The sequence below is a fragment of the Mesorhizobium sp. M0028 genome (assembly GCF_040323855.1).
In the GTDB taxonomy this organism is placed as follows: Bacteria; Pseudomonadota; Alphaproteobacteria; order Rhizobiales; family Rhizobiaceae; genus Mesorhizobium.
The window spans coordinates 111887-133305 of record NZ_JAMYVG010000011.1; the positions used below are offsets into that span (position 1 = coordinate 111887).

The 21419-nt window shown below is 63.2% G+C and carries 21 protein-coding genes and 1 pseudogene; 20 read left to right on the top strand and 2 right to left on the bottom strand.

Going from position 1 to position 21419, the window contains the following annotated elements; genetic code table 11:
• Positions 1–56: 56 nt before the first annotated feature.
• On the top strand, positions 57–1334 hold the full coding sequence (locus NKJ93_RS20680) for a 4-aminobutyrate--2-oxoglutarate transaminase (RefSeq protein ID WP_352515768.1): 1278 nt from the start codon (positions 57–59) through the stop codon (positions 1332–1334).
• Between the two features lies 1 nt (position 1335).
• On the opposite strand, the gene NKJ93_RS20685 is transcribed toward NKJ93_RS20680, so the two are convergent.
• A complete protein-coding gene (locus NKJ93_RS20685; protein ID WP_352590837.1) occupies positions 1336–2589 on the bottom strand; it encodes an NAD(P)/FAD-dependent oxidoreductase in 1254 nt (417 codons plus the stop codon).
• Between the two features lie 423 nt (positions 2590–3012).
• Between NKJ93_RS20685 and NKJ93_RS20690 the strand changes: the two genes are divergently transcribed.
• From NKJ93_RS20690 to trmB, 18 genes and pseudogenes are all read left to right on the top strand, one after another.
• Complete coding sequence (locus NKJ93_RS20690) at positions 3013–4305, top strand: imelysin family protein (protein ID WP_352590840.1); 1293 nt, start codon at positions 3013–3015, stop codon at positions 4303–4305.
• Between the two features lie 55 nt (positions 4306–4360).
• Positions 4361–4672: a (2Fe-2S)-binding protein gene (locus NKJ93_RS20695; protein WP_084642720.1), complete on the top strand. Its 312-nt coding sequence runs from the start codon at positions 4361–4363 to the stop codon at positions 4670–4672.
• Complete coding sequence (bfr, locus tag NKJ93_RS20700) at positions 4638–5123, top strand: bacterioferritin (protein WP_023719581.1); 486 nt, start codon at positions 4638–4640, stop codon at positions 5121–5123. The genes NKJ93_RS20695 and bfr overlap by 35 nt, the downstream gene beginning before the upstream one ends.
• Positions 5124–5219: 96 nt before the next feature.
• Entirely contained in the window at positions 5220–6743 is a 1524-nt protein-coding gene (locus tag NKJ93_RS20705; RefSeq protein ID WP_502903016.1) for a di-heme oxidoreductase family protein, read from the top strand.
• Positions 6743–7819 (top strand): imelysin family protein, encoded by a 1077-nt coding sequence (locus NKJ93_RS20710; protein WP_352590843.1) that lies wholly within the window; start codon positions 6743–6745, stop codon positions 7817–7819. The genes NKJ93_RS20705 and NKJ93_RS20710 overlap by 1 nt, the downstream gene beginning before the upstream one ends.
• A gap of 2 nt (positions 7820–7821) precedes the next feature.
• Positions 7822–8928 carry a DUF1513 domain-containing protein gene (locus NKJ93_RS20715; protein ID WP_352483245.1) on the top strand — a complete coding sequence of 369 codons (1107 nt, stop codon included), beginning with the start codon at positions 7822–7824 and terminating at the stop codon, positions 8926–8928.
• A 160-nt stretch (positions 8929–9088) separates the two neighbouring features.
• On the top strand, positions 9089–9766 hold the full coding sequence (gene tsaB, locus NKJ93_RS20720) for a tRNA (adenosine(37)-N6)-threonylcarbamoyltransferase complex dimerization subunit type 1 TsaB (protein WP_023719577.1): 678 nt from the start codon (positions 9089–9091) through the stop codon (positions 9764–9766).
• Positions 9766–10260, top strand: a complete 495-nt coding sequence (gene rimI, locus NKJ93_RS20725) for a ribosomal protein S18-alanine N-acetyltransferase (RefSeq protein WP_023719576.1) — start codon at positions 9766–9768, stop codon at positions 10258–10260. The genes tsaB and rimI overlap by 1 nt, the downstream gene beginning before the upstream one ends.
• 21 nt (positions 10261–10281) lie before the next feature.
• A complete protein-coding gene (gene olsA, locus NKJ93_RS20730) occupies positions 10282–11082 on the top strand; it encodes a lyso-ornithine lipid O-acyltransferase (protein ID WP_023719575.1) in 801 nt (266 codons plus the stop codon).
• Between the two features lie 63 nt (positions 11083–11145).
• On the top strand, positions 11146–12555 hold the full coding sequence (miaB, locus tag NKJ93_RS20735) for a tRNA (N6-isopentenyl adenosine(37)-C2)-methylthiotransferase MiaB (RefSeq protein ID WP_352590845.1): 1410 nt from the start codon (positions 11146–11148) through the stop codon (positions 12553–12555).
• An 83-nt stretch (positions 12556–12638) separates the two neighbouring features.
• Entirely contained in the window at positions 12639–13631 is a 993-nt protein-coding gene (locus NKJ93_RS20740) for a PhoH family protein (RefSeq protein ID WP_023719573.1), read from the top strand.
• 17 nt (positions 13632–13648) lie between these two features.
• The gene (ybeY, locus tag NKJ93_RS20745) at positions 13649–14146 is read left to right on the top strand and encodes an rRNA maturation RNase YbeY (RefSeq protein WP_352483242.1); all 498 of its coding nucleotides are present in this window, start codon (positions 13649–13651) and stop codon (positions 14144–14146) included.
• Between the two features lie 28 nt (positions 14147–14174).
• Complete coding sequence (locus NKJ93_RS20750; RefSeq protein WP_352483241.1) at positions 14175–15248, top strand: hemolysin family protein; 1074 nt, start codon at positions 14175–14177, stop codon at positions 15246–15248.
• Positions 15249–15265: 17 nt separating this feature from the next.
• Positions 15266–15717 (top strand): annotated as a pseudogene (locus NKJ93_RS20755) (VOC family protein).
• A gap of 93 nt (positions 15718–15810) precedes the next feature.
• Positions 15811–17397, top strand: a complete 1587-nt coding sequence (gene lnt, locus NKJ93_RS20760) for an apolipoprotein N-acyltransferase (RefSeq protein ID WP_352483239.1) — start codon at positions 15811–15813, stop codon at positions 17395–17397.
• A 137-nt stretch (positions 17398–17534) separates the two neighbouring features.
• Positions 17535–17954, top strand: coding sequence for a helix-turn-helix domain-containing protein (locus tag NKJ93_RS20765; RefSeq protein WP_023719568.1), 420 nt, complete (start codon positions 17535–17537; stop codon positions 17952–17954).
• A gap of 299 nt (positions 17955–18253) precedes the next feature.
• Complete coding sequence (metK, locus tag NKJ93_RS20770) at positions 18254–19543, top strand: methionine adenosyltransferase (protein ID WP_023719567.1); 1290 nt, start codon at positions 18254–18256, stop codon at positions 19541–19543.
• 11 nt (positions 19544–19554) lie between these two features.
• On the top strand, positions 19555–20256 hold the full coding sequence (gene trmB, locus NKJ93_RS20775) for a tRNA (guanine(46)-N(7))-methyltransferase TrmB (protein ID WP_352493771.1): 702 nt from the start codon (positions 19555–19557) through the stop codon (positions 20254–20256).
• Positions 20257–20302: 46 nt separating this feature from the next.
• Here the strand turns inward: trmB and NKJ93_RS20780 are convergent, their stop codons facing one another.
• Positions 20303–20467, bottom strand: coding sequence for a hypothetical protein (locus NKJ93_RS20780; RefSeq protein ID WP_023719565.1), 165 nt, complete (start codon positions 20465–20467; stop codon positions 20303–20305).
• Positions 20468–20750: 283 nt separating this feature from the next.
• Here NKJ93_RS20780 and rimP point away from each other — a divergent pair, with 283 nt between their 5' ends.
• A complete protein-coding gene (gene rimP / locus NKJ93_RS20785) occupies positions 20751–21383 on the top strand; it encodes a ribosome maturation factor RimP (protein ID WP_352590848.1) in 633 nt (210 codons plus the stop codon).
• Positions 21384–21419: the final 36 nt, after the last annotated feature.

Consider the following 21419-nt stretch of genomic DNA (forward strand, 5'->3'; position numbering starts at 1 on the left):
AGAAGAGTCTCAACAGCCATCAAACGAGAGCGGGCGCCGGCCCGGCGAGGGGTACGATGACAAATTCAGCCATTTCCGAACGCAAGAACCAGTCGATTTCCCGCGGCGTCGGCATGACCACTCAGATCTATGCCGATCGCGCCGAAAATTCGGAGATCTGGGACGTCGAAGGCCGCCGCTATATCGATTTCTCGTCCGGCATCGCTGTCGTCAACACCGGCCACCGTCACCCTAGGGTGATCGAAGCGGTCAAGGCGCAGCTCGACCGTTTCACCCACACCTGCTACCAGGTCGTGCCTTATGAGAGCTATATCAGGCTGGCAGAACGGCTGAACGGCATGCTCCCCGGCAAGTTCGACAAGAAGACGATTTTCCTCACCACCGGCGCCGAGGCGGTCGAGAACGCGATCAAGATCGCCCGCAATGCCACCGGCCGGCCGGCGGTCATCGCCTTTTCCGGCGGCTTTCACGGCCGCACCTTCATGGGCATGGCGCTGACCGGCAAGGTCGTGCCTTACAAGGTCGGCTTCGGCGCCATGCCGGCGGATGTCTTCCATGCGCCGTTCCCGGTGGCGCTGCACGGCGTCTCGGTCGCCGATTCGCTGGCCGCGCTCGACCGGCTGTTCAAGGCCGATGTCGACCCGGCCCGCGTCGCCGCGATCATCGTCGAGCCGGTGCAGGGCGAGGGTGGCTTCTACGAGGCGCCGCGCGACTTCATGACCGCATTGCGCAAGATCTGCGACCAGCACGGCATGCTGCTGATCGCCGACGAAGTGCAGACCGGCTTTGCCCGCACCGGCAAGATGTTTGCCATGGACCACCACGAGGTGGCGGCCGACATCACCACCATGGCCAAGAGCCTGGCCGGCGGCTTCCCGCTGGCGGCCGTCACCGGGCGTGCCGAGATCATGGATGCGCCGAGCCCCGGCGGGCTCGGCGGCACCTATGGCGGCAGCCCGATCGGCGTCGCCGCGGCGCATGCCGTGCTCGACGTCATCGATGAGGAGAAGCTCTGCGACCGCGCCAACACGCTAGGCAACCGTCTGAAGCAGCGCCTGCAATCGATCCGCGACGAAGCGCCTGAGATTGTCGATATCCGAGGACCTGGCTTCATGAACGCGGTCGAGTTCAACGATGTGACGAAGGGGCTGCCGTCGTCGGAACTCGCCAATGCGGTGCGGCTGAAGGCGCTCGACAAGGGCCTGATCCTGCTGACCTGCGGCGTCTACGGCAACGTCATCCGCTTCCTCGCGCCGATCACCATCCAGGACGCCGTCATGAACGAAGCGCTCGACATCCTCGAAAGCTCGATCCGCGAAGTTCGCGCCGCCTGAGCTATCCGGCCGCTCTTGCAGGCTCTGCCTGCTGGAAGGCGGCGAGCGCCGCCTTCAGCCCGTCGGGCCCGGTCGCGACAATCTGCGGCGACGGCGAAAAGCCGGCGCCGAGCATCTTGCGGCCAAGCATATGGTCGCCGGGCCGGTTGACCGATTCGATGCCGAGCAGCCGGCTTGCGGCGTAGTGGTAGATCGAGAATTTGTTTTCGGCCACGTCGCCCAGCACGACATGGCTGTCGCCGCCCGCAATCAGGCCGACCATCTGCAGCTTCATGTCGCCGATATCGGACCAGAACCACGGCACCGCCGAGTAATTGTCGGCATGGCCGATGATGGTGCGCGCGGCGAGCCGCGCCTGGTCTGTGGCGTTCTGCACCGATTCCAGCCGCACATCGCCGCCGGTGAACCAGTGCCGGTAGGAGGCGGCGTCGCCGATGGCGAGGATTTCCGGCACCGACGTGCGCATCTGCTGGTCGACGCGGATGCCGTTGGCGATGGCAATACCGGCGGCTTCGGCCAATTCGACATTCGGCACGACGCCAATGCCGATGACGACCATCTGTGCCGGCAATCTCTCGCCGGACGAGGTGATTGCAGCCGAAACACGGCCGTTCTCGCCCTCCAGCCGTTCGATGGTGGTGCCGGTGAGGACGCGCACACCGGTGGCTTCCAGCCGCTTGCGCACATGGCCGGCGATGACCGGCGCCACGGCGCGGCCGAGCAGTCGGTCGACCGCCTCGACCACCGTGACCTTGCGGCCGGCGGCGGTGAGCGTCGCGGCAATCTCCAGGCCGATGAAGCCGCCGCCGAGGATGACGGCCTCCTCGCTTTGCGCGCTCAATTCGCGGATCAGGCGGGCATCGCCGAGCGAGCGCAGCGACACAACGCCGGAAAGCTCCGAACCCGGCAGCGGCAGCAGGCGCGGCCGCGCGCCGGTGGCGAGGACCAGCCGCTCGAACGGCAGCACGCCGCCGCCCGATATCTCCAGCCGGCGGCCGCCTACATCGATGCGCTCGACCCGGAGGCCTGGCCGATAGTCTATGGCGCTGCCGGTATAAAAAGCCTCGCCGCGCAACGGCTGCGGCTTTGCTTGCTGATCCTTGATGAAGGTCTTCGACAGCGGCGGCTTGTGGTAGGGCAACTCGTTTTCGTCGCCGATCAGGATCACCGGCCCGTCATAGCCCTCTTCGCGCAGGCTGGCGGCCGCTTGCACGCCCGCATGACCCGCACCGACAATGACAACCCCGTTCTTCATAACAGCCCGATTCCTCATCCAAATCTAGGACGTCCCGCCAGCTGGCGATTGTCCGGCGCCGCCGCAAGAACGCCGATCCGGGTCGCACCCGGAATGCCCCCCTGTCAATCGCGTCATGCGCCGGCATTCCTGATACATCGGTGTTAAAGTTGACAGTTCTAGTTTAGAATAATTCTAAACTGTTGTTTCAATTGAATTTTTTCTAGACCACCAGTTGACATCCGGCGTCTTCGCCGTTTTATGGAAGCTCGCGCGTCAGCGCATCCCTTTGATGTCTGGGCCTTGAACCCTTTCGATTGGAGGCATTTCGGTGTCTTTCTTCCGCGAACCGCGCGATGGCGCGACCCTTCTTTGCCCGCTGGCAACTGCCCGCCGCGGCGCCGGCATTTCATTGATTCCCGAGGAGAGACAGTCATTAGAACGATGATCACGGCGCGGTATGGCGGCAGGCTTGCGGCGATCGGCGCCACCGCGATGCTTACGGCGGCGGTGTTCGTGCTGCCGGCCAAGGCGCAAACCGATACCAAGGCGGTCATCAAGACCTATTCCGACATTGCGCTTGCCAAATACGAGGATTCGCTGATCACGGCCGAGGCGCTCGACAAGGCTGTCGATGCACTGCTCGCCAAGCCATCGGCTGAGACGCTGAATGCCGCCCGCGAGGCGTGGAAGGCATCGCGCGTTCCCTATCAGCAGACCGAGGTCTATCGCTTCGGTAATGCCATCGTCGATGACTGGGAAGGCAAGGTGAACTCCTGGCCGCTCGACGAAGGCTTGATCGACTATGTCGCCAAGAGCTACGGCACCGAATCGGACGCCAACGCGCTCTACACCGCCAATGTGATCGCCAACAAGTCGATCGAGATCAACGGCAAGAAGGTCGACGCCACCAATCTGACGCCGGAGTTCCTCTCCGGCACCCTGCAGGAGGCCGGCGGCATCGAGGCCAATGTGGCGACCGGCTATCACGCCATCGAATTCCTGCTGTGGGGGCAAGACCTGCACGGCACCGGTCCGGGCGCCGGCGAGCGGCCCTACACCGATTACGACCTCACCAATTGCACCGGCGGCAATTGCGACCGCCGCTCGCAGTACCTGAAATCGGCGAGCGACCTTCTGGTTTCCGATCTCAAGGACATGGTCAACGACTGGAAAGAAGGCGGCGCCGCCCGCAAGAACCTTGTCGATGGCGAGCAGAACGCCGCCATTTCGACCATCTTCACCGGCATGGGCTCGCTGTCCTATGGCGAGCTCGCCGGCGAGCGGATGAAGCTCGGCCTCTTGCTGCACGATCCGGAAGAGGAGCACGATTGTTTCTCCGACAACACCTACAACTCCCATCTCAATGACGCCGTCGGCATCCGCGCCGCCTATCGCGGCAGCTACACGCGGCTTGACGGCACTGTCGTCGAGGGCCCGTCGGTGGCCGACATGGTCAAGGCGGCCGATCCGGCGATCGACAAGGAATTATCGGACAAACTGGATGTCACCGTCGCCAAGATGGAGGCCATCAAGGCGCGGGCGCTTGCCGGCGAGGCCTATGACCAGCAGATCGGAGAGGGCAACACGGAAGGCAATGCCACCGTGCAGGCGGCGATCGACGCGCTGGTCGATCAGACCAAGTCGATCGAACGCGCCGTCGGTACCCTGAAGCTCAATGCCATAGCCTTCGAGGGCTCGGACAGCCTCGATTCACCGGACAAGGTGTTCCAGTAAACTATCGAAACCACCAGCCACGCGGTGCAATGAGCGCCGTCAGCCAGAGCGCCAAATGCTGATCTGCCATTGCAACATCATCACCGAAAAGGAGATAGAGCAGACGATCGTCGAACTGCTGGATGAGGACCCTTGGCAGCTTATCGTGCCGGCGAAGGTCTATCATGCCATGCACAAGCGCGGTCGCTGTTGCGGCTGCTTCCCAAATGTGGTCGAAACGATCATTCGGGTCACCGAAAATTACCACACCCGCTCGGCGGCGAGTGGCGTGGACATCGTTTCACACCTGGATCGCGTCAGAGGCCTGCGCGTCCAATACGGGAGCAGAACCCATGAAAGGCGAACAGCAGATCATAGAGCGGCTTAACGAGGCTCTGTTTCTGGAACTTGGAGCGGTCAATCAGTACTGGGTGCATTTCCGGCTGCTGGAAGACTGGGGATACGCCAAGCTGGCGAAGAAGGAACGCGCCGAATCGATCGAGGAAATGCACCATGCCGACCGGCTCGTGGCGCGCATCATTTTCCTCGAGGGCCATCCGAACCTGCAGTCCGTGGCGCCGCTGCGCATCGGGCAGAATGTCAAGGAAGTGCTCGAATCCGATCTTGCCGGCGAATATGACGCGCGCACTGCCTACAAGCGGTCGCGCGAGATCTGCAACGAGGCAGGCGACTACGTGACGATGAAGCTGTTCGAGGAATTGCTGACTGACGAGGAAGGTCACATCGACTTCCTCGAGACGCAACTCGATCTGCTGGCCTCGATCGGCGAGGAAAAATACGGCCAGCTCAACGCGGCATCGGCCGACGAGGCGGAATAAGGACATGCAGGAATGCGGCGCCCCCTAGATTTCATGCGCCGCTTGCGGCCGGCCGAGCATTGCGGCCTGCCGCCTCAGAAGAAACCGCGATACGGAATGGTTCGCGGCGCTTTTCTTGCCGTGGTGGCGACGCTCACAGCCTCGGCGCTGGCCGGAGCGCCGCAACCGGCGGGCCTTGCTACCAGCCGCACCGATCTGACGCCGAAGGATCTGGCGCGCGTCATCGCCATTACCAGGCCGACCAGCGATTTCTCCAAGCCCGAGCAATTCGAGCTAATGCAGGGCGGCGCCGGCACCTCGAAGAAGGACGTCAACAAGGACGCCTTCTCGCAATCCTCTGCCAACATCAGCTTCGAGGAAGAGGGCACCTTCAAGCTCGGCAACGCCATTTTCCGCAAGAACTGGGTGTCCTCGCCATCCTCGACACAGGCCTCGGATGGGCTAGGCCCCCTGTTCAATGAGCGCGCCTGCCAGAACTGTCATCTGAAGGACGGCCGCGGCCATCCGCCCGAAGGCGACAGCCGCACCACCTCGATGTTCCTGCGCCTGGCAAGGCAAGCCAGTACCGAGGAGGAGAAAGCCGCGCTCGCCGATCACAAGGTGCTCAACTTCCCCGACCCGGTCTATGGCACGCAATTGCAGGAATTGGCGGTACCCGGCCTGCAGGGCGAAGGCAGGATGCATGTCGACTATCAGGACGAGAAGGTGAAATTGGCGGACGGCAGCACGGTATCGCTGCGCAAGCCGAGCTATTCGGTCGAGGGCCTAGCCTACGGGCCGCTCGACCCGCACACCACGCTGTCGCCGCGCATGACGCCGCCGATGATCGGCCTTGGCCTGGTCGAGCAGATCGCTCCGGCCGACATCCTTGCCCGTGCCGATCCCGCCGACCGCGATGGCAACGGCATTTCCGGCAGGCCCAATATAATTCGCGACGGCAGCAGCGGTGAACTGACGCTCGGCCGTTTCGGCTGGAAGGCGCAGGCGGTATCGATCCGCCAGCAATCGGCGGACGCTTTTGCCGGCGATATCGGCATTTCGACGCCCGAGGTGCCGAAGCACTGGGGCGATTGCACCTCCGGAGAAAAGACCTGCCTTGCCCTGCCCAACGGTGTGCAGAACCGCCTCGGTCCGGTCGAAGCGCCGCCGCCGGTCATGGACCTCGTTACCTTCTATTCGCAAAACCTTGCCGTGCCGGCCCGGCGCGATCTCGACAGACCGGACGTGCTCGCCGGCAAAAAACTGTTCTACGATATGGGCTGCATCTCCTGCCATACGCCGAAATTCGTCACCCGTCGCGGCACCCCGAATAAGGCGCAGGCCTTCCAGCTGATCTGGCCCTATTCCGATTTCCTGCTGCATGACATGGGACCCGGTCTTGCCGACGGACAGGCGGTGGGCGAGGCCACCGGAAGCGAATGGCGCACGCCGCCGCTGTGGGGCATCGGGCTTACCCAGACCGTCAGCGGCAACACCTTCTTCCTGCATGACGGGCGCGCACGCAGCCTGGCCGAGGCGATCCTGTGGCATGGCGGCGAGGGCCAGAAGGCGCGTGACCGCTTTGCCGCCGCCGATGCGGCCGATCGCGATGCGCTGATCAAATTTCTGGAGTCGCTCTGATGCCGAAGCGTCTTGCGCTTGCGCTCGCTCTGCTGGTCCTCAACGGTGCGCTGCCAGCATCCGCGGCGGTGAAGGCTTCGGATGTGATCCAGCGGGCGACCGACGGCTTCGTCCGCCCGGCCTATGCCAGGCTGCATGACCATGCGGACAGCTTGGCGAAGATCATGCACGCGCTTTGCCAGGCGCCCTCGCAAGACAATCTCGATGCGGCACGCGCCGAATTCTCGGGTGTCGTGGATGCCTGGTCGGTGGTGGAAATCATCCGTTTCGGGCCGATCTCCGAAAACAACCGGCTTGAGCGCATGCTGTTTTGGCCGGACCGCAAGAGCATCGGCCTGAAGCAGGTGCAGGCAGCACTTGCCGGCAAGGATCCGACAGCCGCCGATCCGGCCCAGCTGGCGACAAAGAGCGTCGCCATGCAAGGGCTCGGCGCACTGGAATTCGTGCTCCATGGTGACGGCGCCGATCAATTGGCCGGCAGGGACGCCGCCTATCGCTGCGCCTACGGTGCGGCCATTGCCGGCAATATCGAGGCAATCGCCGGCGAGGTCAGCGATGCCTGGACCAAGCCCGACGGTTTTGCCGCGCTCTGGGCCAATCCGGGTCCGCAGAACGCGCTCTATCACGGCGGCACCGAAGCGGTGACCGAACTGGTCGGCGTCTTCATCAACGAGCTGAAAATGGTGCGCGACGTGCGCCTGAAAGGCTTCCTGGGCGCCAAGCCGGAGGCCGACAAACCGAAACAGGCGATCTATTGGCGCTCGCAAAACACCGCCCGCTCGCTGACCGGGAACCTGGCGGGCATGGACGCGCTGTTCCAGGCCTCGCAGCTTGGCGACGCGCTGCCGCCCGGTGCGCGCTGGATGGCGGAATCGGTTCACATCCAGCTCACCAACGGGATCGAGGCGGCCAAGGCGATCAGGGGTCCGATCGACAAGGCACTTGCCGATCCGGCGCTGCGCCGCAAGCTCGATTATTTCTCGCTGGTGACATCCAGCCTGACGACCCTGATCGGAACCAGGCTGACCGCCGAATTTGGCCTGACCGCCGGGTTCTCGTCACTGGACGGCGACTGATCATGAGGACGCCGCTGATCGATCGGCGCGATTTCCTGAGGGCCGCAGGCGCTGGTTTCGTAGCGGCGATGGCGCCGTCGGCCTGGGCAAAGACACTCGACGCCGACGCGGTCTTCGCCACCGCTTTCGTCAAGCGCGACGGCAGCTATGGCGCGGCCGTCCTGTCCGAGGCCGGCAAGTTGTTGCACACGATCGATCTGCCCGATCGGGGCCACGACGTTACTTTCGACCCGGTGTCGAAGCGGTCGGTGGTGTTTGCCAGGCAGCCGGGCACCTTTGCTGTCGTCTTCGACCATACCGGCCGCGATGAACCGCAGACCATTGCCAGCGTTGCCGGCCGACATTTCTTCGGCCATGGCGTGTTCTCGGCCGACGGCACGCTGCTCTACGCCACCGAGAACGATTTCGACAATGCCGCCGGCATGGTCGGCGTCTATGACGCGCATGCGAAATTCAAGCGCATCGGCGAGTTCCCGACCTACGGCATGGGCCCACACGAGCTTTTGCTGCTTTCCAATGGCAGGACGATTGCTGTAGCTAATGGCGGCATCGAGACGCATCCGGACTATGGCCGCGCAGAGCTCAATATCGCAACGATGAAGCCGTCCTATGTTCTGGTCGACCGCCTTACCGGCGATCTCACCGAAAAGCACGAATTGCCGCCGGCGCTGCACCAACTGTCGATCCGCCATATGGATGCCGACCGGTCCGGCACCGTCTGGTTCGGCTGTCAATACAGGGGGCCGGGTACCGATCGTCCCCCGCTGGTCGGCCGCGCGCCGCGCGGCAAGGACTTGCAATTGCTCGACATGTCGCAAGACGTGCTCTCCGGCTTCAGGAACTATATCGGCTCGGTCGCCGCCAACCCTGCCGCCGGCACCATCGCCGTGTCTTCGCCTGAGGGGAATTCGCTTGCCGTGATCGACACCGCCAGCAGCCGCATCGTCGCTACCAAGGCGCTGGTCGAGGTCTGTGGCGTGGCGCCCGATGGGAAAAGCTTCATGGCGACGACGGGCGCCGGCGAAATTGTCGAGGGCGGTGGCACGATCCGTTCCGAGCCGGACTATGTCTGGGACAATCACGTGCTGCGTATCGAGCAGATCGGCTAATCCTGGCAACGGTTTGTGGCAGTTGCGTTCGTCGAAACTTACCTTCTTGGACCCACACTCCAAGCAAGTCGCCTGAAGATTTGTGGATATTCCCCTTGCGGGGATCAGCCCTGGCGGGCAGAGGGAGGCTGCTTTCGAAACTGTCTCAACCGGGCGCTTCATGAAGTTGCTTGCCATCGACTGTGCCGCCAATCTCTGCGCCGCCTGCGTCTACGACGCGGCGGCCGGGAAAGAACTCGGCCGTTCGGTGCTCGATCTCGGCAAGGGTCATGCCGAGCATCTGATGGGTGTCATCGAGGGGGCGTTGAAGGCGGCCGGAACGGACTTTACCGGCCTCGGCGCCATTGCCGTTGCGACCGGTCCGGGCTCCTTCACCGGTCTGCGCGTCGGCGTCTCGGCGGCGCGCGGCCTTGCGCTGGCGCTGAAAATCCCCGCGATCGGCGTGACGACTCTGGAGGCGTTGGCCGCAGAGGCCGCAGCGATATTTCCCCGCCGCGCCGTGCTCGCCGCGCTCGATGCAGGCCGCGAGGAGATCCATGCGGCGCTTTACGATGAGAGGTCGGTTCTGATCTATGGTCCGGCTGTGACCACGCTCTCGCAAGCCGCAGCCATGGCGACCGACATCTCTCCGGTTCTGGCGGGCACGGCGGCAACCCAAATTGCCGCGGCGGCCGGGCGCAGCTTCGATCTCGGCGGGACGGCGGCCACCGCCGACATCGCCGTCTATGCCCATCGGGCCGCAGCCAAGGGCGAGGGCGAAAAGCCGAAACCGCTCTATCTGCGCGGCGCCGACGCCAAGCCGCAGGCCGGCTTTGTTTTGTCGAGGCAAAAAAACTGATGCGCATTCCGTTCCTCCAGCCGCGCCGCAGGGACTATGCGCTCGAGCCGCTGACAATTGCCGACAGCGCGGCCATGTCGGTGCTGCATCGCGAGGATTTCGCGCGGCCGTGGACCGACGACGAATTCGCCGCACTGCTCGAGCAGGACACCGTGTTCGGCTATGCCGCGCGCGAGACCGGACAGGGCGCCAAGCCGCCGGTCGGCTTCGTGCTGGCGCGGCTGGCGGCCGGCGAGGGGGAGGTCCTGACGGTCGCGGTGGCACGCTCGCATCGGCGCCGGGGGCTCGGCTGGCAATTGATGGATGCGGTGCTGCGCGAATTGCACGCACAGCGCGCCGAGGCACTTTTCCTCGAGGTCGACGAGACCAACGTCGCTGCGATCGCGCTCTATCGGCGGCTTGGCTTCCGCGAGGTCGGCAAGCGCGCCAACTATTACAAATCGCCGGAACACGGCCCGACCGGCGCGCTTGTCATGCGCCGCGATCTTCGCTAGCCAAACGCCGGGGTGGTGCGGATGATCGGAAAAATCAGGATTTTCCTGGCGCTGGGGCTGGTTGTCGTCGGCTCATTGGTGCTTGTGCCGCTGCAGGTCCTGTCGATGAGGACCGGGCTCTGGCGCGAGACCTTCATCCTGAAGATCTGGCACAGGATGATCGTCAGGGCGCTGGGGCTGCGCATCCATGTCAAGGGGGCGCTGTCCGGCCAGCGCCCATTGCTGATTGCCGCCAACCACATCTCCTGGACCGACATCATGGTACTGGGGTCGATGGTCGACGTGACGTTCATCGCCAGGGCCGACATGGCCGGCTGGCCGTTGATCGGCATGCTGTCGAAGCTGCAGCGCACTGTCTTCATCGAACGTGAGCGCAAACGTTCGTCGGGCGACCAGGCGAGCGAGATCGCCGGCCGCATGGCCAAGGGCGACGCCATGGTGCTGTTTGCCGAAGGCTCGACCGGCGACGGCAACATGATCCTGCCGTTCAAGAGTACGCTGTTCGGCGCCGCTACAATGGCGATTGCGGAAGGGGCGGCCGAACAGGTCTTCATCCAGCCGGTGGCGATCGTCTATACGCGCCTGCATGGCGTGCCGCTCGGCCGCCGGCATCGGCCGGTTGCCGCCTGGATCGGCGATGAAGAGCTGATGCCGCATCTGAAGGTGCTGATGGCCGAGGGCGCCCTCGACGTCGAGGTGCATTTTGGCGAGGCGATTGCTTTCTCCAAGGGCTCCAGCCGCAAGGAAACGGCAAAGCAGATGGAACGCCAGGTGCGCGAGATGGTACAGGCGGCTCTCGCCGAACCGCGCCCAAGCCGGTAAGCCGCGCAGGTTCCGGCCAGATTCGTCTGTTTTTTGTCAGGGAAAGGCGCTAGAAGCCGCGAAATGGAATTGAACACGATAGAACGCGACGACATCGGCGCTGCCGCCGAAAACCTAGTCGTTCTGCCTGCCGCGACCAGAAAGGTCTTCGTCAAGACCTATGGCTGCCAGATGAACGTCTACGATTCGCAGCGCATGACCGATGCGCTGGCGGCCGACGGCTATGCCGCGACAGACGCTATCGGCGAGGCCGATCTGGTGCTGCTCAACACCTGCCACATCCGCGAGAAAGCGGCGGAAAAAGTCTATTCCGAACTTGGGCGCATCCGTGAGTTGAAGGCCGAGCGTGCAAGGGCCGGGCGCGAAATGCTGGTCGGCGTCGCCGGCTGCGTGGCGCAGGCCGAGGGTGCCGAGATCATCCGCCGCTCGCCGGCCGTCGACCTGGTCATCGGCCCGCAGACCTACCACCGGCTGCCCGGTGTGCTGGCGAGGGCGCGGAGCGGCGAAAAGATCGTCGAGACCGACTATGCCGTCGAGGACAAGTTCGAGCATCTGCCGCAGCCGAAGCGCGCCGAACTGATCAGGCGCGGCGTGACGGCGTTCTTGACCGTTCAGGAAGGCTGCGACAAGTTCTGCACCTTCTGTGTCGTGCCCTACACACGCGGCTCGGAAGTCTCGCGGCCGGTGGCACAGATCGTCGCCGAGGCCGAGCGCCTGGCGGATGCCGGCGTGCGCGAGGTGACGCTGCTCGGCCAGAACGTCAATGCCTGGCATGGAAGAGGTGAAAACGGCGCAGAATGGGGCCTTGGCCGGCTGCTGTTCAGGCTGGCCGAGATTCCGGGCCTGGCGCGTCTGCGTTACACAACCAGTCATCCGCGCGACATGGACGATGAATTGATCGCCGCCCATCGTGATTTGCCTACGCTGATGCCCTATCTACATTTACCGGTGCAATCCGGCTCCGACCGCATACTCAAGGCGATGAACCGCAGACATATGGCCAAGGACTATCTGACGTTGATCGACCGCATCCGTGCCGCACGGAACGACATTGCGCTGTCGGGCGATTTTATCGTCGGCTTTCCCGGCGAGACGGAAGCCGATTTCGAGGCGACCATGCAGTTGGTCCAAGACGTCAACTATGCCTCGGCCTTTTCGTTCAAATATTCGCTGCGCCCCGGCACGCCGGGCGCCGAGATGAGTGATCACGTGCCGGAGGCCGTCAAGGACGAGCGCCTGCAGCGGCTGCAGGCGCTACTGCTGAAACAGCAGCAGGATTTCGGCGCAAGCCTGATCGGCAGGACCATCGACACGCTGATCGAAAAGCCGGGCCGCCAGGCCGGTCAGAAGGTTGGCCGCTCGCCCTGGCTGCAGCCGGTTATTGTTGATGAAATGGCCGGCGAAATCGGTGACATTATCCAGGTACGAATCACGAAGACGGGCTACAACAGCCTGTTCGCCGAATTGGCCTGAAGGTCTCGGCAGATGAGGAGAGACGGTTGAGCGCTGCTGAAGTGAAGAACCTGCCCCAGAACCTACCCTCGGGGGCCTCGGATATGGCGCACATCGTACTGACTTTCGACAACAACAAGCTTGCCAGCGCCCTTTACGGCCAATTCGACGAGAATCTGGCCAGACTCGAGCAGAAGCTCGGCGTCGACATCCGCTCGCGCGGCAATCAATTGACCATCAAAGGCTCTTCCTCGGCGGCCGAGCAGGCACGCCGCGCCTTGGACAATCTTTACGGAATTCTGCAGAAAGGCACCGATATCGGCCAGTCCGATGTCGACGGCGCTGTGCGCATGGCGATCGCCGCCGACGACCAACTGACGCTGCCGACACTGGAGCGCAAGGGCAAGGTGTCTGCCGCCCAGATATCGACGCGCAAGAAGACGATCTATGCCCGCTCGCTGAACCAGGACGCCTATATGCGCGCGCTGGAGCGGTCGGAACTCGTCTTCGGCATCGGCCCGGCCGGCACCGGAAAGACCTATCTGGCGGTGGCGCATGCGGCAATGCTGCTCGAACGCGGCATGGTCGAACGCATCGTGCTGTCGCGCCCCGCGGTCGAGGCCGGCGAACGGCTTGGCTTTCTGCCGGGTGACATGAAGGAGAAGGTCGATCCTTATCTGCGGCCGCTCTATGACGCGCTCTACGACATGATGCCGGCCGACAAGGTCGAGCGGGCGATTGCCGCCGAGGTCATCGAGATCGCGCCGCTGGCGTTCATGCGCGGCCGTACGCTGGCGCACGCTGCCGTCATCCTCGACGAGGCGCAGAACACCACGCCCATGCAGATGAAGATGTTCCTGACCCGGCTCGGCGAGAACTCGCGCATGATCGTCACCGGCGATCCGACCCAGATCGATCTGCCGCCAAACACCAAGTCCGGCCTGGTCGAGGCGCTGAGAATCCTCGACGGCGTCACCGGCATGGTGACGGTCCGCTTCAACGAAGGCGACGTCGTCAGGCATCCGCTGGTCGCCGAGATCGTCAAGGCCTACGACCGCGACGGCAAGCTGGCCAGGGGCTTGGGTGTCGAAGGCTGATATGATTATGCGGCCGCATGGCTGAGGAGCAAAAGGCGGGGGGGCCGCTTCCCGTCGAGATCGATATCGCGATCGAGGCCGGAGATTGGCCCGCCGAGACGACGCTGACGCGGCTGGTCGACCATGCCGTCTCGGCCGCCTTTGCCGAAACCGGTGCGGACGGGCGTTCCGAGCTCAGCATCCTCTTTTCCGACGATGCCCATATCCGCACGCTCAATGCCGGCTGGCGCGGCAAGGACAAGCCGACCAACGTCCTGTCTTTTCCGGCTTTTCCGTTTGCCCGGGGCGGGCCGCTGCCGCCGATGCTTGGCGACATCGTGCTGGCCGCCGAGACGGTCGCGCGCGAGGCGGCACTGGAAGACAAGCCGGTCGAGGACCATATCTCCCATCTCGTTATCCATGGCCTGCTGCATTTGCTGGGCTACGATCACGAAACCGACGCCGAAGCGGAACTGATGGAAGCGACAGAGCGCGCAGCACTTGCGAGGCTTGCCATTCCCGATCCCTACACGTAATTACAAAAGATCAATTGACCGGACGATGATGAACGACAAACCAGAGACTGCCGCCCGCCCCGATGCCGGCAGTGCGATCAAGCCTTCCGAAACGACGGAAGAGGGCTCGAGTCCGAGTACCACGACCGGCAGCTTCGCCAGCGAGGCATCGCCTGCCGGTCCTTCCCTGTTCGATCGCGTGCTCGGGCTTTTCAGGCACCGCAACGGCACCAGCCTGCGCGAGGAGATTGCCGGTGCGCTTGCCGAAACGGCGAGCGATGCGGAATCCTTCTCGCCCGGCGAACGCGCCATGCTCAACAATATCCTGCGTCTGCGCGAAGTGCGCGTCGAGGACGTCATGGTGCCGCGCGCCGACATCGAGGCGGTCGAGATCACCACGAAGCTGGGTGATCTTCTGGGGCTCTTCGAACAGTCCGGCCATTCCCGCATGCCGGTCTATTCGGAGACGCTCGACGACCCGCGCGGCATGGTCCATATCCGCGACGTGCTGGCGCACATCACCAAGGTCGCCCGCGTCCGAAAGGGCAGGACGACCAGGAAAACCGCGGTCGCAACGGTTCTCGATCTCGCCCAGGTCGATCTGGCGCGCACCATCGGCGATCTCAACCTGATCCGACCGGTGCTGTTCGTGCCGCCGTCGATGCTCGCCTCCGACCTGATGGGGCGGATGCAGACGACGCGCACCCAGATGGCGCTGGTCATCGACGAATATGGCGGCACCGACGGCCTCGTCTCGCTCGAGGATATCGTCGAGATGGTGGTCGGCGACATCGAGGACGAGCACGACGACGACGAGCCGATGATCACCCAGGCCGGCGAAGGCGTCTTCATCGTCGACGGCAAGGCCGAGATCGACGATGTCGCCAAGATGATCGGCGAGGATTTCGCCGCCGGCGAGCACGGCGAATATGTCGACACGATCGGCGGCATGATCTTCAACACGCTTGGCCGGGTGCCGGCGCGCGGCGAAGTGGTGCAGGCCATACCCGGCTTCGAGTTCCATGTGCTCGACGCCGACCCACGCCGCGTCAAGCGCGTGCGCATAGTCGAAACCCTGAAGGGCGAGCGCCGCCGCCGCGCCGCCCGCACCGAGCAGGCTTGAAAGACGCGGCTCGCCCGATGCCGATTGAGGACCCGTTCAAGCACTCGACACTGGGCTCCGGCGTCTTCTACCAGGATCCGCGGGCCGCATTGACATGGCTTGAAAAGGCTTTCGGCTTCGAGCCGAGCATGGTGGTCAGCGATACCGATGGCAGGCTCGTCCATTCCGAGATGCGGTTCGGCGACGGCTATATCATCATCGATTCCGAATGGGCCGACCATATAGCCAGCCCGGCTTCAGTTGCAGGCAAGAACACGCAGTCGGTCTATGCGGGATAGATGCCCACTGTGATCGTGCAAGGGCGGCGGGAGCCGAGATCGTCGAGGAGCCTGCCGACTACGGTGAACGGCAGTACAGGGCGCGCGATCCTGAAGGCCATGTCTGGACCTTTTCCCAGACTGTCCGCTCCGTCCCACGCGAAGAGGCTGAGCGGCTGGGCGGACTGAAGATCGAAGGCTGGCATCGATAGCTATGAGCGGACTTGTTCGCTCTTATCCGGTTTGGAGCCAAGGCCGCGGCCTGATAAATCTTGCTTCCTGATTCGCACGACTCGGAAGCATAGATGGAGCGCCAGGCCGGCCGGATAATTCTGCTTTGGGGCTGGCGGCGCGCGCTGGTGGCGTTTCTTGCCGGCGCGCTGGCGGTTCTCGCTCAGGCGCCTTACGATTTCTTCGCCGTCTGTTTCGTTTCGTTCCCGCTGCTGGTGTGGCTTCTCGATGGCGCGACCGGCGAAGCCTCGGACGGTTTTCTGCGACGCTTGCTGCCGGCTTTCGCCATCGGCTGGTGGTTCGGTTTCGGCTACTTTCTTGCCGGTCTGTGGTGGGTTGGCTCGGCGCTTCTGGTCGAGGCCGACAGCTTCGCCTGGGCCTTGCCGTTCGCGGTGGTTGGCATCCCCCTCGCGCTGGCCTTCTTCTATGGCTTCGCCGCCGTGGTTGCCCGGCTGTTGTGGAGCAATGACATCGGCCGCATCGCCGCGCTCGCCTTCGGCTTTGCGCTGGCGGAATGGTTGCGCGGCTTCCTGTTCACCGGCTTTCCCTGGAATGCCGTCGGCTATGCGGCGATGCCGGTGCCTTTGCTGATGCAGAGCGTGTCGGTGACCGGCATGATCGGCATGAATGCGCTTGCAGTCTTCGTCTTTGCACTGCCGGCCCTGCTTGCGGCGCGCCGGCATCTTCGCCTCGGCGTGGCATTGCTTGTCGTTCTGGTCGTTGCCCATGCCGGCTTCGGCTATATCAGGCTCGCCGCCCCCGAAAAGCCGGCCGCCCGCAGCCTCGACGTCCGTATCGTGCAGCCTGCCGTCGACCTCACGGAAAAATGGGATGCCTCGGTGCGTGACCGCATCTTCGCCACCATGATGGGGCTTTCGGCCAAAGCGCCGGAACCCGGCCATGACAGGCCGCAGTTGATCCTGTGGCCGGAGACCTCCGTGCCGTTTCTGTTCACCGAACGTCCGGATGCCTTGCCTGCCATCGGAGAGATGCTCGGCGATGGCCAGATGCTGGTCGCCGGCGTCGTTCGCGAGGAAGGCGGCTCGGCGACCGGAAGCCGTTACTACAACTCGGTCGTGGCGATCGACGAAAGGGGCGAAATCGTCGATGCCGTCGACAAGGTTCATCTGGTACCGTTTGGTGAATACCTGCCTTTCGCCGATCTGCTCGGCCGCTTTGGGCTTGAGCAGCTTGTCGCCGGCCCAATGACCTTCGCGGCCGGCAATGAGCGGCACCCGATCACGCTGCCCGGCGGCATCCGGGCGCTGCCGTTTATTTGCTATGAGGTCATCTTTCCCGATCTGGTCGCGGTTGACGCCACGTCAGCCGAGCTTATTGTGAACGTCACCAATGACGCCTGGTTCGGCGACACGCCAGGGCCGTACCAGCACTTCAGGCAGGCGCAGATCCGGGCGGTGGAGAATGGGGTGCCCCTGTTGCGCGCGGCCAATAACGGCATTTCGGCCGTTGTCGACCCGCGAGGACGCATCGTCGACGCGCTGGCTATCGACGCACGCGGCGCCATCGATGTGCGTGTGCCGATCTCCAACCAAGCCATCGTTTCCTCCGGCCAACGACGCATTAACGGAATGCTGATCATGTTTTTGCTTGCCGTTGCGGCATGCATTTTGAACGTAAGGCAAAGGCTACGGGCGAATTGACAGCCGACACATTAGAAACTCATACTGTAAGCGCCTGAAAATTCTCGAAGTCGATAAGGTCGTTCTGTTGGGGCACGGGCCGCGGCGTCGTTTGGGCAGCAAAATAGAAAAAGCCGGAAAAATTCGGCGAGGAAAAAATGACAGAAGAAAACAAGAAAAAGCCGAATCCGATCGACATCCACGTCGGAAGCCGCATCCGGCTTCGCCGCAATATGCTGGGAATGAGTCAGGAAAAACTGGGCGAAAACCTCGGCATAACGTTCCAGCAGATCCAAAAGTACGAAAAAGGCACCAATCGCGTCGGCGCCAGTCGTTTGCAGGCAATCGCCTCGATACTCGGCGTTCCCGTCGCCTTCTTTTTCGAGGATGCGCCCGGTCAGGAGGCCGTGGGCAACCGTGGATTTGCCGAGGATGCGTCGATGACCTCCGCCGTCGAATTCTGCGGCAGCCCGGAAGGCCTCCAGCTGAACCGCGCCTTCGTCAAGATCGCCGACGTGAAAGTGCGTCGCAAGATCATCGAGCTTGTGAAGTCGCTCTCCGTCGACGAGGTCGATTGACTGGCCGTAGCCGGGCATGCAATTTCTCGTGGCTGAGTGCACCGTGGGATGTGCATTCCGCAGATGCGCCGACGCGCGGATCGATTTTGCTCGACATGCTTCCACGAAACCGTTCTCTTCAGCCTGTGAGTGCAAGAGATGAGGGTAATGCGCCCTGCCGCCGTCTTCTGGACGCAAAGATATAACGTCAAAATTCATGCTAGAACGGCTGCACGACTTGACGAGCGGCGCCCGGCACCGTTAACAACTGGCGCGCCAAAATCGGCGGCCTGCCGATATTTTTTCAAGAGGGGACACCCGTGACGCGGCACAATTATTTCTTCACCTCGGAATCCGTTGCCGAGGGCCATCCCGACAAGGTCTGCGATCGTATCTCCGACGAGATTGTCGATCTCGTCTACCGCGAGGCCAGAAAGACCGGCATGGACCCGTGGAAAGTCCGCGTCGCCTGCGAGACGCTCGCGACGACCAATCGCGTTGTCATCGCCGGTGAAGTGCGCGTCCCCGAGACGCTGCTCAAGAAGGACAAGGAGGGCAACGTCCTGAAGGATGCGGCCGGCCATCCGATTGTCAACCCGGCCAAGTTCAAGTCGGTCGCACGCAAGGCAATCCGCGAAATCGGCTACGAGCAGGCCGGCTTCCACTGGAAGACGGCCAAGATCGAGGTCCTGCTGCACGGCCAATCGCCGGATATCGGCCAAGGCGTCGACAACGCTTCCGACCGGCAAGGCGAGGAAGGAGCCGGCGATCAGGGCATCATGTTTGGCTATGCCTGCCGCGAAACGCCGGACCTGATGCCGGCGCCGATCTATTACAGCCACAAGATCCTCGAATTGCTGGCCGCTGCGCGCCATGAGGGCAGCGGTGATGCCGGCAGGCTCGGGCCGGATGCCAAGAGCCAGGTGACAGTCCGCTATGTCGACGGCAAAGCGGCGGAAGTGACGCAGATCGTGCTGTCGACCCAACATCTCGATGAGACGTGGGATTCGAAGAAGGTGCGCAACGTCGTCGAGCCCTATATCCGCGAAGCACTAGGCGACCTGAAGATCGCCGACAATTGCAATTGGTACATCAACCCGACTGGCAAGTTCGTCATCGGCGGACCTGACGGCGACGCCGGCCTGACCGGCCGCAAGATCATCGTCGACACCTATGGTGGGGCTGCGCCCCATGGCGGCGGCGCCTTCTCCGGCAAGGACACCACCAAGGTCGACCGCTCGGCCGCCTATGCGGCGCGCTATCTCGCCAAGAACGTGGTTGCCGCGAAGCTTGCCGATCGCTGCACTATCCAGCTTTCCTATGCGATCGGTGTCGCCCAGCCGCTGTCGATCTACGTCGACCTCCACGGCACCGGCAAGGTCGACGAGGCAAAGCTCGAGCGTGCACTGCGCACTGTGATGGACCTATCGCCGTCCGGCATCCGCCGCCACCTCGATCTCAACAAGCCGATCTATGCCAAGACGTCGTCCTACGGCCATTTTGGCCGCAAGGCCGGCCGCGACGGATCCTTCTCCTGGGAGAAGACCGATCTCGCCAAGGCGCTCAAGGACGCTCTCGCCGAACCGGTCGCCGAAGCAGTCGCCGCCTAACAACGGCGCCTATGGACCCGAAGGACCGGCCAAGCCGTGCGACCGAGGCGTTTTTCGGTCGCCGGCGCGGCAAGACCATCCGACCGCAGCAGGCGGCGGCGCTGGAGAGCGGCTTCGCCGCCTACAGGCTCGATCTGACGGTTGAACCGCCGGCCGATCTGCGCAGCCTTTTCGAAGCCGAAGTTTCCGCTGTCCAGCTCGAAATCGGTTTTGGCGGCGGCGAACATCTTCTGCACCGTGCCACGGCCAGCCAGGCGACCGGCTTTATCGGCGTCGAGCCTTTCGTCAACGGCATGGCCAAGATGATGATGGCGGTCCGGGAGCGGCCGCTTGCTAATCTGCGCGTCTATGACGACGACGCCACACGCCTGCTTGACTGGCTGCCGCAGGCTTCGCTTGACGGCATCGACCTTCTCTACCCGGATCCGTGGCCGAAGAAGAAGCACTGGAAGCGGCGCTTCGTCAGCCCGGTCAATCTCGACCGCTTCGCGCGCGTCTTGAAGCACGGCGGAAAGTTCCACTTTGCGTCAGACATCGACAGCTATGTGAACTGGACGCTGCTGCATTGCCGGGCGCATGGCGCCTTCACGTGGCAGGCAAACGAAGCAGCCGACTGGCGTCGGCCCTATGATGGCTGGCCGGGGACGCGCTATGAGGCCAAGGCCATTCGCGAGGGCCGACGGCCCGCCTATCTCACCTTTGTGCGGAAATAGCAGGAAGTCCGAGCTGAGCGGCCGAAGGCTCTCCTGTTCACTTGGCTTAGAAGCGGCGGATTTTATCGAAGGCTGCCGGCTCCATGCCCAGATTGCGCAGATCATTCGCACGCGGCTTGCGACCGTTTTCCACAGCACGCGACGCTGCTACGGCGCTGCCAAACACGCTAAAAAAGTCGCCTATGGCTGAAAAAAATCCACGATTGTTCATGATCGGATCCTTCCGAGCGTAGTGAGCGCTCCAATTGTGCAATGCAACATAGATAGTCGTGCGTTGCCGGTGCTCAAAGGAGGATTACTGCATGGGCGCCATGCATTTGGCGCAGCGCTGCGGACTCGGAGCCTTGCCGTCATGCACGACGGGCTTGAAACGACGGCCACGATCGTCTATATCAGCTTCAAATTCTTGGTCGGTATGACGAAGAGTGGGTCCACCCGGTCCCGCTCTTTTTTATTACCTGCCGGCCAAGCAGGAATCGAACGACAGGGACCGAATGACAGTGACGGCAAGCGAAGGCGACGACCGCATCATCCGCGAAAGCGGCATCGATGCGCGCATCGCGCTGATCGTTCAGCCGGTACTGCGCGCCATCGGTTTCCGCTTGGTACGTGTGCATCTGTCGGGCCAGAACGGGCTGACGCTGCAGATCATGGCCGAGCGCGAGGACGGCACGATGACTGTCGAGGATTGTGAAGAGGTCAGCCGGGCAGTATCGCCGGCGCTCGATGTCGATGATCCGATCGAGAAGGCTTATCATCTCGAAGTGTCGTCGCCGGGCATCGACAGGCCGCTGGTCCGCAAATCGGACTTTGCAGCCTGGACCGGCCATCTGGTGAAGATGGAAACGTCGGTTCTCGTCGCCGACCGCAAGCGTTTCAAGGGCAAGATCGCCGAAAGCGACGCGGACGGTGTGCTGATCGAGCGCGACAAGGCCGCTTACGGCGAGGAGCCGACGGTGCGTATTCCCTACGATGCGATTGCCGAAGCGCGGCTGGTTCTGACCGATGATCTTATCCGCGATGCGCTGTCGAAGGATAACCGGGCGCGCAAGGAAGCCAGAAAACGCCGCGGCGAACCCGAAGACGCACCAGAGGGTGCGGAAGACGAAACCGAACAGGAAATGTGATTGGGCTGCCGGCCGTAAGGTCGGCAACAAGCTCGG

Bases quoted from the DNA above. Each gene is read 5' to 3' on its own strand.
- NKJ93_RS20695 (WP_084642720.1), top strand. From the start codon at position 4,361: ATGCTGATCTGCCATTGCAACATCATCACCGAAAAGGAGATAGAGCAG.
- rimI (WP_023719576.1), top strand. From the start codon at position 9,766: ATGCGCATTCCGTTCCTCCAGCCGCGCCGCAGGGACTATGCGCTCGAG.
- NKJ93_RS20685 (WP_352590837.1), bottom strand. From the start codon at position 2,589: ATGAAGAACGGGGTTGTCATTGTCGGTGCGGGTCATGCGGGCGTGCAA.
- tsaB (WP_023719577.1), top strand. From the start codon at position 9,089: ATGAAGTTGCTTGCCATCGACTGTGCCGCCAATCTCTGCGCCGCCTGC.
- olsA (WP_023719575.1), top strand. From the start codon at position 10,282: ATGATCGGAAAAATCAGGATTTTCCTGGCGCTGGGGCTGGTTGTCGTC.
- rimP (WP_352590848.1), top strand. From the start codon at position 20,751: ATGACAGTGACGGCAAGCGAAGGCGACGACCGCATCATCCGCGAAAGC.
- trmB (WP_352493771.1), top strand. From the start codon at position 19,555: ATGGACCCGAAGGACCGGCCAAGCCGTGCGACCGAGGCGTTTTTCGGT.
- NKJ93_RS20690 (WP_352590840.1), top strand. From the start codon at position 3,013: ATGATCACGGCGCGGTATGGCGGCAGGCTTGCGGCGATCGGCGCCACC.
- lnt (WP_352483239.1), top strand. From the start codon at position 15,811: ATGGAGCGCCAGGCCGGCCGGATAATTCTGCTTTGGGGCTGGCGGCGC.
- bfr (WP_023719581.1), top strand. From the start codon at position 4,638: ATGAAAGGCGAACAGCAGATCATAGAGCGGCTTAACGAGGCTCTGTTT.
- miaB (WP_352590845.1), top strand. From the start codon at position 11,146: ATGGAATTGAACACGATAGAACGCGACGACATCGGCGCTGCCGCCGAA.
- NKJ93_RS20780 (WP_023719565.1), bottom strand. From the start codon at position 20,467: ATGAACAATCGTGGATTTTTTTCAGCCATAGGCGACTTTTTTAGCGTG.
- NKJ93_RS20715 (WP_352483245.1), top strand. From the start codon at position 7,822: ATGAGGACGCCGCTGATCGATCGGCGCGATTTCCTGAGGGCCGCAGGC.
- ybeY (WP_352483242.1), top strand. From the start codon at position 13,649: ATGGCTGAGGAGCAAAAGGCGGGGGGGCCGCTTCCCGTCGAGATCGAT.
- NKJ93_RS20750 (WP_352483241.1), top strand. From the start codon at position 14,175: ATGAACGACAAACCAGAGACTGCCGCCCGCCCCGATGCCGGCAGTGCG.
- NKJ93_RS20680 (WP_352515768.1), top strand. From the start codon at position 57: ATGACAAATTCAGCCATTTCCGAACGCAAGAACCAGTCGATTTCCCGC.
- NKJ93_RS20705 (WP_502903016.1), top strand. From the start codon at position 5,220: ATGGTTCGCGGCGCTTTTCTTGCCGTGGTGGCGACGCTCACAGCCTCG.
- NKJ93_RS20765 (WP_023719568.1), top strand. From the start codon at position 17,535: ATGACAGAAGAAAACAAGAAAAAGCCGAATCCGATCGACATCCACGTC.
- NKJ93_RS20740 (WP_023719573.1), top strand. From the start codon at position 12,639: ATGGCGCACATCGTACTGACTTTCGACAACAACAAGCTTGCCAGCGCC.
- NKJ93_RS20710 (WP_352590843.1), top strand. From the start codon at position 6,743: ATGCCGAAGCGTCTTGCGCTTGCGCTCGCTCTGCTGGTCCTCAACGGT.